The sequence below is a fragment of the Plantactinospora sp. B5E13 genome (assembly GCF_039871775.1).
Classification (GTDB): Bacteria; Actinomycetota; Actinomycetes; order Mycobacteriales; family Micromonosporaceae; genus Plantactinospora.
The window spans coordinates 241917-255727 of the sequence record NZ_JBDPLT010000005.1 but is presented as its reverse complement, the minus strand read 5'-3'; the positions used below and the strand labels follow the sequence as shown (position 1 = coordinate 255727).

Sequence of the window (13811 nt, the reverse complement as noted above, 5' to 3'; positions counted from 1 at the left end):
CGTCTACGAACACGTACAGTGCAGTCAGAAGGGTGTCGATGTCGGCAGTCACGAGCAGACAACGACACCCTTCCCTGTGTCGATACGCCAAGTCCCCCACCAGGCCAGATTTAGGACTCAATCATCTCGGTGATCGGCAGCTTCACCGGAAACGGCTCGCCCAGTTCCAGCAGGTCGGCGGTTTCGGCGAGCAGTTCGTACTCCCGGTTGCCGCTGCGGCCCGGCTGGTCGGCCAGCCGGGCCGCGTGCACCCGGACCGGATCCTGCTCGACCCGCCAGTAGGCCGGGATGCCGGCGGCGGCGTACTCGGCGGGCTTGCTGAACCGGTCGGTGCGCCGGGTGCCGGGCGAGACGACCTCCACCGCGAGCAGCACCTCGTGCGGGAGCAGGAAGTGCCGGTTCGCCGGGATGCCGGCCAGGTGGACCAGGACGTCCGGTTCCCGGGTGAAGTTGGCGGCCAGCGCCACCCCGACCGCCTGGGCGGCCCGCAGGTGCGCCGGCGCGTGCGCGCGTAACCAGTTCCAGAGCAGACCGGCGATGTGCTGATGGCCCAGGGTGGGGGAGGAGACCACGTGGACGACTCCGTCGACGAGTTCGACCCGGGGGGCGTCCGGCGGCAGGTCCAGGAGGTCTTCCAGGGTGTAGCCGGCCTGACGCTGCCGGACCGGGTCCGGCTGCCACGGTCCGGGCGGCTGGGAGCTCGGCTCGGCCCTCACCCGTCCAGCCTAACGGCGTCCGGCCGTCGTCAGGGGGACACGCCATCCGGCTTGTCGCAGACGAAGATGGCGGTGCCGGGGAAGAGCCGGCCGCGCAGCGGGCTCCACTGCCCCCAGACCTGCTCGTGCCCGGCCGGCCACTCCGGCTCGACCAGGTCCCGCAGCACAAAACCGGCGCCGACGAGTTCGCGGATCCGGTCGCCGAGGGTGCGGTGCTGCTCGACGTAGGTCGGCACCCCGGCGGCGTCCTGTTCCACGTACGGGCGACGGTCGAAATAGGAGTGGACCGCCTTCAGCCCCTCCTCGCCCGGGTCGTCCAGGAAGATCCAGCGCATCGGGTGGGTGACCGAGAAGACCCAACGGCCACCGGGGCGGAGCACCCGGAACACCTCCCGCATCGCCGCCGCCGAGTCGGCCACGAACGGGATCGCGCCGAACGCCGTGCAGACGATGTCGAACGTGCCGGCGCCGAACGGCAGGGCCAGGGCGTCGGCCTGGACCAGCGGCACGCGTACCCCGGAACGGGCGGCGGCGTGCGCGGCGTGCCGCAGCATACCGGCGGAGAGGTCCAGCCCGACCGGTCGGGCACCCTGGCTGGCCAGCCACCGCGCGGCCGCCGCGGCACCGCAGCCGAGTTCGAGTACGCGCCGACCGCGCAGGTCGCCGAGCAGCCGCGCGTCGGACTCGCGCAGCCCTTCAGGGCACCACACGAAGTCGACCTCGCCCAGGAAGGCGCCGTGTTCGGCCTGGTAGTCGTCGGCGTCGCCGTCCCACCAGCGTCGGTTGGCCCACCGGCTCTCGGCGTCGGTGACCGGACGCCGGAGCACCCCGACCGGCCCCTCCCCGGCCGGATCGTCCCCCGTCGTTTCCTGCCCGGCCGGATCGTCCCAGGAAGGGATGGTCAGGCGAGGATCGTCCGGCAGGGTGTTGTCGTGCATCCCGTCACGCTAGTGCCCGATCCGCCGGCCACCCGGCCCGCCCTGCCGGCGACGTTCCGGCCACCCTGCGGGGGTGAGGCCCGGCGTCCGGTCCGGGGTGGTTTCCGCCCTTCGGCGGCAGCGCTTCCCGAGCAGTGGACAGCGGATCTCATCACGTGTGGGGAGGGCTTGCATGCTGTGGTAATGCGCACGGTAAGCTGTTCGATGCGCTCGCGGATCGTGTGCCTCGGCAGGGAGCAGGCCCGCGGTCGCCGGGTTCCTCACATGATCGGGCAGCGGTCATGAGGGGTTCCTGACGACGGGTCCGCAGGCGCAAACGGGTCACCGCGACACAAGCCTGCTGTGACATCCATCCGACCGGAGCAACCGCCCACATGACGAGCAGCATCGAGGCCCCCTCGAGCGCCACCAAGGTCACCGTCGACGACCTCGGTTCCGAGGAAGCGTTCCTCGCCGCGATCGACGAGACCATCAAGTACTTCAACGACGGCGACATTGTCGAAGGCACCGTCGTCAAGGTCGATCGGGACGAGGTCCTGCTCGACATCGGCTACAAGACCGAGGGTGTCATCCCCTCGCGTGAGTTGTCGATCAAGCACGACGTTGACCCCGCCGAGGTGGTGTCGGTCGGTGATCACATCGAGGCCCTTGTGCTCCAGAAGGAGGACAAGGAGGGTCGCCTGATCCTCTCGAAGAAGCGGGCCCAGTACGAGCGGGCCTGGGGCACGATCGAGAAGATCAAGGACGAGGACGGTGTCGTCCGCGGCTCGGTCATCGAGGTGGTCAAGGGTGGCCTCATCCTCGACATCGGTCTGCGTGGCTTCCTGCCCGCCTCCCTGGTCGAGATGCGCCGGGTGCGGGACCTCCAGCCGTACGTCGGGCGTGAGCTCGAGGCCAAGATCATCGAGCTGGACAAGAACCGCAACAACGTGGTGCTGTCCCGCCGTGCCTGGCTCGAGCAGACGCAGTCCGAGGTGCGTACCGAGTTCCTCAACAAGCTGCAGAAGGGCCAGGTCCGCAAGGGCGTCGTCTCCTCGATCGTCAACTTCGGCGCCTTCGTCGACCTCGGCGGCGTGGACGGTCTGGTGCACGTCTCCGAACTCTCCTGGAAGCACATCGACCACCCGTCCGAGGTTGTCGAGGTCGGCCAGGAGGTGGAGGTCGAGGTCCTCGACGTCGACCTCGACCGCGAGCGGGTCTCGCTGTCGCTGAAGGCGACCCAGGAGGACCCGTGGCGTCAGTTCGCCCGCACCCACGCGATCCAGCAGATCGTGCCGGGTAAGGTCACCAAGCTGGTGCCGTTCGGTGCGTTCGTCCGGGTCGACGACGGCATCGAGGGCCTGGTCCACATCTCCGAGCTGGCCGAGCGCCACGTGGAGATCCCGGAGCAGGTCGTCCAGGTGGGCTCGGACGTCATGGTCAAGGTCATCGACATCGACCTGGAGCGGCGGCGGATCTCGCTCTCGCTCAAGCAGGCGAACGAGGGCTTCGTCGAGGGCGAGGAGCACTTCGACCCGACCCTCTACGGCATGACCGCCACCTACGACAACGAGGGCAACTACATCTACCCCGAGGGCTTCGACCCGGAGACCGGGGAGTGGCTCGAGGGCTTCGACAAGCAGCGGGAAGCCTGGGAGACGCAGTACGCCGAGGCCCGTCAGCGCTGGGAGGCGCACACCAAGCAGGTGCAGAACTCCCGGGCCGCGGACGCCGAGGCGGCGGCCAACCCGGCGCCGGCCACCACGGGCGGCGGCGGCGCCACCTCGACCAGCCCGGCCCCGAGCCGGCAGGCCGAGGAGCCGGCCGGCACCCTGGCCACCGACGAGGCGCTCGCCGCGCTGCGGGAGAAGCTCGCCGGCGGCAAGTGACCCTGTCGGCCAGGTAACGGCCCGGACAGCAGTCCGCGCGTCAGGCCCGCTTCCCGGCACCCGGTTCCGACCGGGTGCCGTGGGGGCGGGCCTGACGCCGTTTGGTTGACTGGACCGGTGCTGATGATCGGACTCACCGGTGGCATCGGAGCCGGAAAGAGCGTCGTCGCGACCCGACTGGCCGCCCTCGGCGCCGTGGTGATCGACTCGGACCGGCTCGCCCGCGAGGTCGTCGCACCCGGCACCGACGGGCTCCGCGCCGTCGTCGCCGCGTTCGGGCCGGAGGTGTGCCGGCCCGACGGCAGCCTGGACCGGCCGGCACTCGGCCAGATCGTCTTCGGTGACGCCTCGGCCCGGGCCCGGCTGGAGCAGATCATCCACCCCCGGGTCCGGGCCCGGACCGCGCAACTGGCCGCCGGGGCGGCACCGGACGCGATCGTGGTCAACGACGTACCGCTGCTGGTCGAGGTGGGCCTGGCGCCGACGTACCACCTGGTGCTGGTGGTCCGGGCGGCGGAACGGACCCGGATCGACCGACTGGTCCGCCACCGGGGCATGACCGTCGAGCAGGCGGAGCAGCGGATCCGTGCCCAGGCCGGGGACGCCCGGCGGGAGGCCGCCGCCGACGTGCTGCTGGACAACAACGGTGACCTGGACGCCCTGCACGCCGCGATCGACACGCTGTGGCGGGAGCGGCTGCTGCCGTACGAGCGCAACGTCCGGGAGCGTCAGGTGGTCCGGTCCGACCAGCTCCGGATCGTCGAGCCCGATCCCGGCTGGGCGGCCGGGTACGAGCGGCTGGCCGCCCGGATCCGGCACGCACTACGGCCGGCCGAGGTACGGGTCGACCACGTCGGGTCGACCGCGGTTCCCGGACTGGCGGCGAGGGACGTCGTCGACGTCCAGTTGGGGGTCGACTCGCTCGCCGAGGCGGACGGACTGGCGGACCGGCTCGCCGACGCCGGCTTTCCGCGCTGTCCCGGTCAGTGGTGGGACAACCCGCGTTTCCCGACCGACGCCGAGCGGTGGGAGAAGCGGCTGCACGGCAGCGCCGACCCGGGCCGGCCGGTCGATCTGCACGTCCGGGTGGTCGGCTCGCCCGCCTGGCGGTACGCCCTGCTGGTCCGGGACCACCTGCGGGCGGATCCGGCACGCCGGGACGACTACCTGGCGGTCAAGCGGCGGCTGGCGGCGGCCGGCCGGGACTCCGAGGCGTACGCGGTCGGCAGGCAGCCGTGGTTCGACCGGGAACATCGGGAGGCCGAGGCGTGGGCTGCGGCGACAGGCTGGCGGCCCTGACCAGGCTGTTGACGTCAGGTCACCGCTGCCGAGGACTGTGGCGAAGGGGCGCTCGCGGCGGCCGGGCTGGTGCGCTCGCCGGCTCGCGCCGGGGCTGCAACCGCTCTCCCGGGTGCGACGGCCGGTGTGGCGGCTGTCGCAGACCCGGTCGGCCGCCGCGAGCGGCCTACCCTAGAACGGTAGCGCGGTGCCCTATGACACACAATGACCATATCGAAGCCGATCGTGTACCGACCGTTGCCCCGGCGGTTTGTCGGACCGGCGGCGTACGGTTGAGGCCATGGCGCTCGACATTCCCCGACTTGACGGCCGCTTCGAGGTGGTCAGCGAGTTCCAACCCTCCGGTGACCAGCCGACGGCGATCGCCGAGCTCGAGCGGCGGGTCCGGCGCGGTGAACGGCACTCCGTGCTGCTCGGCGCGACCGGCACCGGTAAGAGTGCCACCTCCGCCTGGCTGATCGAGCGGCTGCAGCGGCCCACCCTGGTGCTGGCCCCCAACAAGACCCTCGCCGCCCAGCTCGCCAAGGAGTTCAGCGAGCTGATGCCGCACAACGCGGTCGAGTACTTCGTCTCCTACTACGACTACTACCAGCCCGAGGCGTACATCCCGCAGACCGACACCTACATCGAGAAGGACTCCTCGATCAACGAGGAGGTCGAGCGGCTGCGGCACTCGGCGACGATGTCGCTGCTGACCCGGCGGGACGTGGTGGTGGTCGCCACCGTCTCGGCGATCTACGGCCTGGGCACCCCGGACGAGTACCTCGACCGGGCGGTCCGGATCACCGTCGGCCAGGAGGTCGAGCGGGACAAGCTGCTCCGCCGGCTCGTCGACATCCAGTACACCCGCAACGACATGGCCTTCAACCGGGGCACCTTCCGGGTCCGCGGCGACACCCTGGAGATCATCCCGGCGTACGAGGAACTCGCGCTCCGGATCGAGTTCTTCGGTGACGAGGTCGAGAAGCTCTACTACCTGCACCCGCTGACCGGGGACGTGGTCCGGGAGGTCGACCACTTCCTGATCTTTCCGGCCACGCACTACGCCGCCGGTCCGGAGCGGATGGAACGGGCGATCGCCGGCATCGAGGCCGAGCTGACCGAGCGGCTCGCCGAGCTGGAGCGGCAGAACAAGCTCCTGGAGGCGCAGCGGCTGCGGATGCGGACCACGTACGACGTGGAGATGATGCGCCAGGTCGGCTTCTGTTCCGGCATCGAGAACTACTCGATGCACATCGACGGCCGGCTGCCGGGCAGCCCGCCGCACTGTCTGCTGGACTACTTTCCCGACGACTTCCTCACCGTCATCGACGAGTCGCACGTGACGATCCCGCAGATCGGCGGCATGTACGAGGGTGACGCCTCCCGTAAGCGGATGCTGATCGAGCACGGCTTCCGGCTGCCCAGCGCGGCCGACAACCGGCCGCTGCGCTTCGACGAGTTCCTGGAGCGGGTCGGGCAGATGGTCTACCTCTCCGCCACCCCCGGCCCCTGGGAGCTGGAGCAGGCCCAGGGTGAGGTGGTCGAGCAGGTGATCCGGCCGACCGGCCTGGTCGACCCCGAGGTGGTGGTCAAGCCGACCAAGGGCCAGATCGACGACCTGATGCACGAGATCAAGCTGCGTACCGAACGGGACGAGCGGATCCTGGTCACCACGCTGACCAAGAAGATGGCCGAGGACCTCTCCGACTACCTGCTCGAGCACGGCATCCGGGTCCGCTACCTGCACTCCGAGGTCGACACCCTGCGCCGGGTCGAGCTGCTGCGCGAGCTGCGCAAGGGCGACTACGACGTCCTGGTCGGGATCAACCTGCTCCGGGAGGGCCTGGACCTACCCGAGGTGTCCCTGGTCGCGATCCTCGACGCCGACAAGGAGGGTTTCCTGCGCAGCGGCCGCTCCCTGATCCAGACCATCGGCCGGGCCGCCCGGAACGTCTCCGGCCAGGTCCACATGTACGCCGACAAGATGACCCCGTCGATGGCGGAGGCGATCGAGGAGACCAACCGCCGGCGGGCCAAGCAGGTGGCGCACAACGAGGCGAACGGGATCAGGCCCGAACCGCTCCGGAAGAAGATCCACGACATCCTGGACGACATCTACCGCGAGGCGGAGGACACCGAGGGGGCCACCACCCGGGTCGGCGGTGCGGTCCGGCAGATGTCCCGGGGCAAGGCGCCGGTGCCGGAGACCCGCAGCCGGGGCCGGGCCACGACCGGGCCGGCCCGGGAGGGGATGGCCCGCGCCGAGCTGGCCCAACTGATCCAGGAGTTGAGCGACCAGATGCTTGCCGCAGCCCGGGAGCTGCAGTTCGAACTGGCGGCCCGGATCCGCGACGAGGTCGCCGAGCTGAAGAAGGAACTGCGCGGCATGGACGCCGCCGGGGTGAAGTAGCGGGCAGGGCGCCGAGGGCGGGTCAGACGTACCGGTTGAAACCGCCCTCGGAGTCGATCACCTGGCCGCTGATCCACCCGCCGTCCGGCGAGCAGAGCCATTCCACCAGTCGGGCGGCGTCGTCCGGTCGGCCCCACTCGCCGCCCGGGAACAACCGGGCCACCACGTCCCGGTCCGGTGCCGCCAGATAGCCGGTGTCGGTCGGTCCCGGGTTGACGCAGTTCACCGTGATGCCCCTCGGCATCAGCAGCGGGCTCAACTGGCGGGTGAGGTTCTCCACCCCGGCCTTGCTGGCCGCGTACGCCAGCTCACCGGGCATCGGACCGAGCCGTTGGCCGCTGGAGAAGAGCACCAGCCGACCGCCGGAGTCGGCCCGGAACGCCGCCGCGAACGCCTCGGCCAGCAGCAGGGTGGCCCGGACGTTGACCACCAGGTGCCGGTCGATCTCGGCCGCGTCCAGCCCGCCGAGCGGGGTGCGGGTCGAGTACGCGTGCACCGCGACGACCACGTCGAGCCGGCCGTGCCCGCGTACCGCCGCGGCGACCAGTTCGGCCGGCGCGTCGGGCAGACCCAGGTCGACGGCCTGGTAGCGGACCCGGTCGGGGTCGCCGGTGCAGGCGGTGAGTTCGGCGAGCAGCGCCGGGACACCGTCCGGGTCGCCGCCGTACGGCTGGGCGTCGTCGTACCCCGGTAACCCGCTGAGCTGGAGTCGGTAGCCGGCGGCGGCGAACCGCCGGGCGACCGCGGCACCGATGCCGATCCGTCGGCTGACCCCGGTGATCAGGGCGACCCGTTCCGTCATTCCGGAAGTGAACTCGATCAGGCCGCCCCGCGCCAACACATTCCCGGACACCGGCGTGGCGTTCACCGGCCGACCAGGCCGGCCCGGCCCGTCGGTGGTGTCCGTCCACATCGGTCGATATGGGCCTGCCCGACCGAATGTCGGTACGGCTTGCTAACGTTCTGCCGCCCCTCGTTCAGGAGCCGAGACGATGACGATCAATACCCACCTCACCGAGTTGGCGGGTCTGCCGGTGGTCACCTTCGACCCGCAGGAGTGGGTGCCGGAGGAAGCGACCGGGACGGTGGCCTGGCGGCTCGACCTTCAGGGGCCGGGGCTGGCCGAGGACCGGTTTGTCGCGCTGACCGAGGCGTTCCTGGACACCGTCACTCCGGTGCAGGTCCGGGTACTGCTGATCGGGGACTGGGGCGACAGCGCCGTACGGCCGGCCCCGGTCGACCTGCTGGTCGGGCTCGCCCCCCGGCTCCGCGGATTACGCGCGCTCTTCGTCGGCGAGATGACCTACGAGCAGTGCGAGATCTCCTGGATCGTCCAGGCCGACCCGGCGCCGCTGCTGACCGCGTACCCGGATCTGGAGGTCCTCCGGATCCGGGGCGCGACCGAGCGGCTGACCCCGGTCCGGCACTCGGCACTTCGCGAACTCGCGATCGAGACCGGCGGCCTGCCCGGGTCCGTCGCCCGAGCGGTGGCGGAGTGCGACCTGCCGGCGCTGACCCACCTGGAACTGTGGCTCGGCACCGACGAATACGGTGGCGACACCAGCGTGGCGGACCTGGCGCCGATCCTGTCCGGCGACCGGCTGCCGGCGTTGCGGCACCTGGGGCTGCGCGACGCCGAGCACGCCGACCAGGTGGCGGCGGCGGTGGCGCAGGCGCCGCTGGTGGGTCAACTCGAGAGTCTCGACCTGTCGCTGGGCACCCTGAGCGACGCGGGGGCGGACGCCCTGCTGGCCGGTCAGCCGCTGACCCGGCTGCGCCGACTCGACCTGCACCACCACTACCTGTCGCCGGAGGCACGGGGGCGGCTGACCGCCGCGCTGCCCGACGTCGAGATCAATCTGGCCGACCGGCAGCGCGAAAGCCGGCCGGGTGCGCGGTATGTGGCGGTCTCCGAGTGAGCACCGAGGTCTCCCGACACGTCACCGAGTTCGCCGGGCTGCCGGTGTTCCCGCTCTCCTACGCGCCGGAGGACGACCGGTACGTAGCGGTCGGCGAGTGACTGGCATGATCGTCGAATGACTGGCCGTGCGCCGCTGGTGGTCGTCGGCAACCCGGAGAACCGACGGGTCACCATGTTCCGGACCGCGGCGGACCGCGCTGGGGTGCCGGTCTCGGTGCTGCCCTGGCGAGAGCTCGCCAGCGGCCCGGTACGGGTACCCGCCGGTGCCACCGTACGGGTCGACTCGCCGGGCGAGGACAGCGAGGTCGACCGGCTGCTGCGGGGCGCCGACCGGACGGGCGAACACGGCGAGATCCTCGGCCTGCACCGGTGGTACGTCGGCTTCCGCGACGCCCTGCGCCGACTCGCCGACGCGGTCGACACCGCCGGGGCGACCCTGCTCAACCCGCCGGACGAGATACTCGTCATGTTCGACAAGCGGGCCTGTCACGCCCGGCTCGACGCCGCCGGGGTGCCGGTGCCGCCGGCCCTGCCCGGGTCGCCGGCCGACTACCCGCAGCTGCGGACGATGATGCGTGCCGTCGGCTGGAGGCGGGTCTTCGTGAAGCCGGCACACGGCTCGTCCGCCTCCGGGGTCCTGGCGCTGCAGACCGCGCCGGGCCGGATCCTGGCCACCACCTCGGTCGAGCTGGCGCCGGACGGCCGGCTGTTCAACTCGCTGCGGATCCGCCACTACACCGACGAACGGGACGTGGCGTCCATCGTGGACCGACTGGCCCCGGACGGGTTGCACGTCGAACGGTGGTTCCCCAAGGCGGGACTGGTCGACCGGACCATCGACCTGCGGGTGCTCGTGATCGCCGGGCAGCCCGGGCACATCGTTATCCGGGCGAGCCGTGGTCCGTTGACCAACCTGCACCTGGGCAACGCCCGGGGTGACCTCGACGCGGTCCGGGCGGCGATGGGCCGGCCGGCGTTCGAGGCGGCGCTGGACAGCTGCGTACGGGCCGCCGCCTGCTTCCCCGGCAGCCAGCACGCGGGGGTCGACCTGCTGGTCGGCACCGACTGGCGACGGCACGTGGTCGCCGAGGTGAACGCCTTCGGTGACCTGCTACCCGGGGTGCTGGACGAGTCGGGGCGGGACAGCTGCGCGGCCGAACTGCACGCGCTGCGGACCGGCGGCCGGGCATCCGCCGACGGGCGGCCCGAACGGCCCCGCCCCGGGGCCGGAACGGGAGGCCCGAGCGGCATGAGCGACACCTACCGAGGAGACGGTATGACCGTGGGGAGGACGGCGTGAAGGACCTGATCGGCAGCCACGACCTGCTGTTCGTCACCCTCGACACGCTCCGCTACGACGTGGCCGCCGAACTGGCCGCCGCCGGACGTACCCCGAACCTGGTGCGGGCGTTGCCGGGCGGCACCTGGGAGCGGCGGCACAGCCCGGCCAGCTTCACCTACGCCGCCCACCAGGCGTTCTTCGCCGGTTTCCTGCCCACCCCGACCGGGCCCGGCCCACACCCCCGGCTCTTCGCCGCGGCGTTCCCGGGCAGCGAGACGACCGGGGAGCAGACCTGGACCTTCGACGCGCCGGACGTGGTCCGGGGCCTGGCCGCCGCCGGCTACCACACGGTCTGCGTCGGCGGGGTCGGCTTCTTCAACCAGCGGTCGCCGCTCGGCGGGGTGCTGCCGGCGCTGTTCGACGAGGCCCACTGGGAGCCGGAGTTCGGGGTCTCCGCACCGCACTGCCTCGAGGCGCAGCTCGACCGGATCGGCGCCGTGCTGCCGACCGTCCCCGACGGGAAGCCGCTGTTCCTGTTCGTCAACGTGGCCGCGATCCACCAGCCGAACCGGCACTACCTGGCCGGCGCCGACCGGGACAGCCGGGAGAGCCACGCGGCGGCCCTGGAGTACGTCGACCGGCATCTCGGCCGGCTGTTCGCCCTCGCCAGCTCCCGGGGGCGGCCCTGTCTGACGCTGATCTGCTCCGACCACGGGACGGCGTACGGCGAGGAGGGGCACAGCGGGCACCGGCTCGGCCACGAGGTGGTGTGGACGGTCCCGTACGGGCAGTTCGTGCTGGAGCCCGGTGACTGGGGCAAGCCCGGCGACTGGCCCTCCTCGGAGCAGCCCGGGTGAACCCGCTCGACGGGTCGCCGTACCAGGGCTACCTGTACGCGTACCCGCACAAGACGGCGTACCGGCGGGCTGCGGCCGCGTCCGGCGTTGCGTGACGTCTGGGCCGGGCAGCGCCGCGACGCGCTCTTCCTCTACCTGCACGTGCCGTTCTGCGAGCTGCGCTGCGGCTTCTGCAACCTCTTCACCCGGTCGCATCCGCCCGCCGCGCAGGTCCGCGGCTACCTCGGCCAGGTGGCCCGGCAGGCCGACCGGGTCCGCGACGCGATCGGCACCGCCGACTACGCCCGGATCGCGGTCGGCGGCGGCACCCCGACGTACCTGGAGCCGGCGGAACTCGCCGGGATGTTCGACCTGCTCGCCGGGTTCGGTGGTCGGACCGGCACGGTGCCGACCTCGGTGGAGACCTCACCGGCGACCGCCACCGCCGACCGGATCGGGGTGCTCGCCGAGCGGGGCACCACCCGGGTCAGCATCGGGGTGCAGAGCTTCCTCGACACCGAGGCCCGGGCGGCGGGCCGCCCGCAGCGTCGCAGCGACGTCGAAGCCGCCCTGGCGACGATCCGGGCCGCCGGGATTCCCGAACTGAACCTTGACCTGATCTACGGTTTACCCGGGCAGACGGCCCGGACCTGGGCCGAATCCCTGGACGCGGCGCTGCGCTGGCGGCCCGAGGAGATCTTCCTCTATCCGCTCTACGTCCGCCCGCTCACCGGCCTCGACCGGCGACTGTCCGCCGTGGACGGTGCCGGGGCGGCGGATCCGGAGTGGGACGCGCAGCGGTTGGCGCTGTACCGGCAGGGCCGGGACATCCTGCGGGCCGCCGGCTACCGGCAACTGTCGCTGCGGCACTTCCGCCGTGCCGGCGCGTCGGAGGACGGGCCGGACTACGACTGCCAGGACGACGGCATGGTCGGACTCGGCTGTGGTGCCCGCTCCTACACCACCGACCTGCACTACTCGTTCGACTACGCGGTCGGGGTCCGGCACGTCCGCACCATCATCGACGACTACCTGCGCCGCCCGGCCGACGACTTCGACGTCGCCGAGGTCGGCTTCCGGCTCGATCCGGCCGAGCAACGCCGACGCTGGCTGCTGCAGACGCTGCTGCGGGCCGACGGCGTCGACCCGGCGGCGTACGCCGACCGGTTCGGTACCCCGGTCGTCGACGACTTCCCGCAGCTGCGGTCGCTGGCCGACCGGGGCTGGGCGCGTCTCGACCCGGACCGGATCGTGCTCACCGACGCCGGCCTGGAACGCTCCGACGCGATCGGGCCGTGGCTGGTCTCCGCCCCGGTCCGCCGGGCGATGACGAGTACAGGCGGCGATGAACCTCTCCGTGCTCTACCGGGGACCGCTGGCCAGCTGCAACTACGACTGCCCGTACTGCCCGTTCGCGAAGCGCCGGGACAGCCGGGCCGAACTGCGGGCCGACCGGGCCGCCCTGGACCGGTTCGTCGACTGGGCGACCCACAACCCCGACGACGACCGGCTGTCGGTGCTGTTCACGCCCTGGGGCGAGGGACTGACCCGCTCCTGGTACCGGGACGCGCTCGTCCGGCTCTCCCGGCTGCCGCACCTCGACCGGGTCGCGATCCAGACCAACCTGGCCTGCCGCCTCGACTGGCTTGCCGACGCCGACCGGCGGACGGTGGCGCTCTGGGCCACGTACCACCCCGGCCAGGTGCGCCGGGAGACGTTCCTGCGCCGCTGTGACCGGCTGGCCGACCTCGGCGTACGGTTCTCGGTCGGGATCGTCGGGCTGCCGGAGCACCTGGCCGAGGCGCGGGCGGTCCGGGCCGCGCTGCCCGCCGAGGTCTACCTCTGGGTCAACGCGGCCGAGGGACACCGCTACACCGCCGGGCAGGAGGCCGACTGGACCGCCCTCGACCCGCACTTCGGCTACAGCGTCCGGCCGCACCCCTCGGCCGGGGCGTACTGCCGGACCGGCGACACGGTCATCTCGGTGCGGGGCGACGGCACGGTACGCCGCTGCCACTTCGTGCCGACCGTGCTCGGCAACCTCTACGACGGTTCGTACCGGTCCGGGCTGCGGCCCCGGCCGTGTCCGCTCGCCGCCTGTGACTGCCACATCGGCTATGTCCACCTGGAGACCCTGCCGCTGTACGAGATCTTCGCCGGCGGGGTGCTGGAACGGATCCCGGCCCAGGGGACCCGTTCCGCCCGCTGATCAGGCCGGTGCCGGCACGTCCGTGAAGTGCTCCACCACCGGCGCCGCCGCGAAGTACGGCCCGATCAGATCCCGCCAGGCCGGGTACCGGTCACTGTCCCGGAAGTTCTCCAGGTGGGCCTCCACCGAGTCCCACTCCACCAGCAGCACGAACCGGGACGGGGACTCGACACCCCGGGTCATCCGCACCGAGCGGCAGCCGGGGGTGGTGGCCAGCAGCTGGTGGCCCTCCGCGTACGCCTTGGCGAACGCCTCCTCCTGGCCGGCGACCACGTCGATCAACGCAACTTCCAGAATCATGCACTGAGCGTGACACGGGCCGCCCCCGCCACGATCAGCGGGGACGGCCC

11 protein-coding genes and 1 pseudogene are annotated in these 13811 nt (G+C 71.9%); 8 read left to right on the top strand and 4 right to left on the bottom strand.

Translation table 11 applies throughout. The annotated features are described in order from the left end of the window. Positions 1 to 110: 110 nt before the first annotated feature. Both ABGB05_RS07535 and ABGB05_RS07530 read right to left on the bottom strand, forming a co-directional pair. Positions 111 to 716: a Uma2 family endonuclease gene (locus tag ABGB05_RS07535; RefSeq protein WP_347652443.1), complete on the bottom strand. Its 606-nt coding sequence runs from the start codon at positions 714 to 716 to the stop codon at positions 111 to 113. Positions 717 to 745: 29 nt separating this feature from the next. Beyond that, positions 746 to 1654: a class I SAM-dependent methyltransferase gene (locus ABGB05_RS07530; protein ID WP_347652442.1), complete on the bottom strand. Its 909-nt coding sequence runs from the start codon at positions 1652 to 1654 to the stop codon at positions 746 to 748. Between the two features lie 374 nt (positions 1655 to 2028). On the opposite strand from ABGB05_RS07530, the gene rpsA reads away from it, so the two are divergent. The 3 genes from rpsA (at position 2029) to uvrB (ending at position 7213) form a co-directional block, all read left to right on the top strand. Further along, complete coding sequence (gene rpsA, locus ABGB05_RS07525; RefSeq protein WP_347652441.1) at positions 2029 to 3522, top strand: 30S ribosomal protein S1; 1494 nt, start codon at positions 2029 to 2031, stop codon at positions 3520 to 3522. A 117-nt stretch (positions 3523 to 3639) separates the two neighbouring features. Then, positions 3640 to 4821, top strand: coding sequence for a dephospho-CoA kinase (coaE, locus tag ABGB05_RS07520; RefSeq protein WP_347652440.1), 1182 nt, complete (start codon positions 3640 to 3642; stop codon positions 4819 to 4821). A gap of 280 nt (positions 4822 to 5101) precedes the next feature. Continuing rightward, entirely contained in the window at positions 5102 to 7213 is a 2112-nt protein-coding gene (gene uvrB, locus ABGB05_RS07515; RefSeq protein ID WP_347652439.1) for an excinuclease ABC subunit UvrB, read from the top strand. Between the two features lie 22 nt (positions 7214 to 7235). On the opposite strand, the gene ABGB05_RS07510 is transcribed toward uvrB, so the two are convergent. Beyond that, positions 7236 to 8015 carry an SDR family oxidoreductase gene (locus ABGB05_RS07510; RefSeq protein WP_347652438.1) on the bottom strand — a complete coding sequence of 260 codons (780 nt, stop codon included), beginning with the start codon at positions 8013 to 8015 and terminating at the stop codon, positions 7236 to 7238. Between the two features lie 190 nt (positions 8016 to 8205). Here ABGB05_RS07510 and ABGB05_RS07505 point away from each other — a divergent pair, with 190 nt between their 5' ends. The 5 genes and pseudogenes from ABGB05_RS07505 to ABGB05_RS07485 all read left to right on the top strand — a co-directional run bounded on the left by ABGB05_RS07505 (position 8206) and on the right by ABGB05_RS07485 (position 13461). Continuing rightward, on the top strand, positions 8206 to 9132 hold the full coding sequence (locus tag ABGB05_RS07505) for an STM4015 family protein (RefSeq protein WP_347652437.1): 927 nt from the start codon (positions 8206 to 8208) through the stop codon (positions 9130 to 9132). Between the two features lie 117 nt (positions 9133 to 9249). Beyond that, positions 9250 to 10434, top strand: coding sequence for an STM4014 family protein (locus tag ABGB05_RS07500; RefSeq protein WP_347652436.1), 1185 nt, complete (start codon positions 9250 to 9252; stop codon positions 10432 to 10434). Continuing rightward, positions 10431 to 11273, top strand: coding sequence for an STM4013/SEN3800 family hydrolase (locus tag ABGB05_RS07495; protein ID WP_347652435.1), 843 nt, complete (start codon positions 10431 to 10433; stop codon positions 11271 to 11273). The genes ABGB05_RS07500 and ABGB05_RS07495 overlap by 4 nt, the downstream gene beginning before the upstream one ends. Positions 11274 to 11360: 87 nt before the next feature. Continuing rightward, positions 11361 to 12527, top strand: a pseudogene (locus ABGB05_RS07490) (STM4012 family radical SAM protein); the annotation flags it as partial. 70 nt (positions 12528 to 12597) lie between these two features. Beyond that, positions 12598 to 13461, top strand: a complete 864-nt coding sequence (locus ABGB05_RS07485) for an STM4011 family radical SAM protein (RefSeq protein WP_347652434.1) — start codon at positions 12598 to 12600, stop codon at positions 13459 to 13461. Here ABGB05_RS07485 and ABGB05_RS07480 read toward each other — a convergent pair whose 3' ends face one another. After that, entirely contained in the window at positions 13462 to 13761 is a 300-nt protein-coding gene (locus ABGB05_RS07480) for an antibiotic biosynthesis monooxygenase family protein (RefSeq protein ID WP_347652433.1), read from the bottom strand. Positions 13762 to 13811 lie beyond the last annotated feature (50 nt).

Coding starts and splice junctions, on each gene's coding strand:
- ABGB05_RS07485 (WP_347652434.1), top strand. CDS start 12,598: ATGAACCTCTCCGTGCTCTACCGGGGACCGCTGGCCAGCTGCAACTAC.
- ABGB05_RS07500 (WP_347652436.1), top strand. CDS start 9,250: ATGACTGGCCGTGCGCCGCTGGTGGTCGTCGGCAACCCGGAGAACCGA.
- ABGB05_RS07510 (WP_347652438.1), bottom strand. CDS start 8,015: ATGACGGAACGGGTCGCCCTGATCACCGGGGTCAGCCGACGGATCGGC.
- uvrB (WP_347652439.1), top strand. CDS start 5,102: ATGGCGCTCGACATTCCCCGACTTGACGGCCGCTTCGAGGTGGTCAGC.
- ABGB05_RS07530 (WP_347652442.1), bottom strand. CDS start 1,654: ATGCACGACAACACCCTGCCGGACGATCCTCGCCTGACCATCCCTTCC.
- ABGB05_RS07480 (WP_347652433.1), bottom strand. CDS start 13,761: ATGATTCTGGAAGTTGCGTTGATCGACGTGGTCGCCGGCCAGGAGGAG.
- ABGB05_RS07505 (WP_347652437.1), top strand. CDS start 8,206: ATGACGATCAATACCCACCTCACCGAGTTGGCGGGTCTGCCGGTGGTC.
- rpsA (WP_347652441.1), top strand. CDS start 2,029: ATGACGAGCAGCATCGAGGCCCCCTCGAGCGCCACCAAGGTCACCGTC.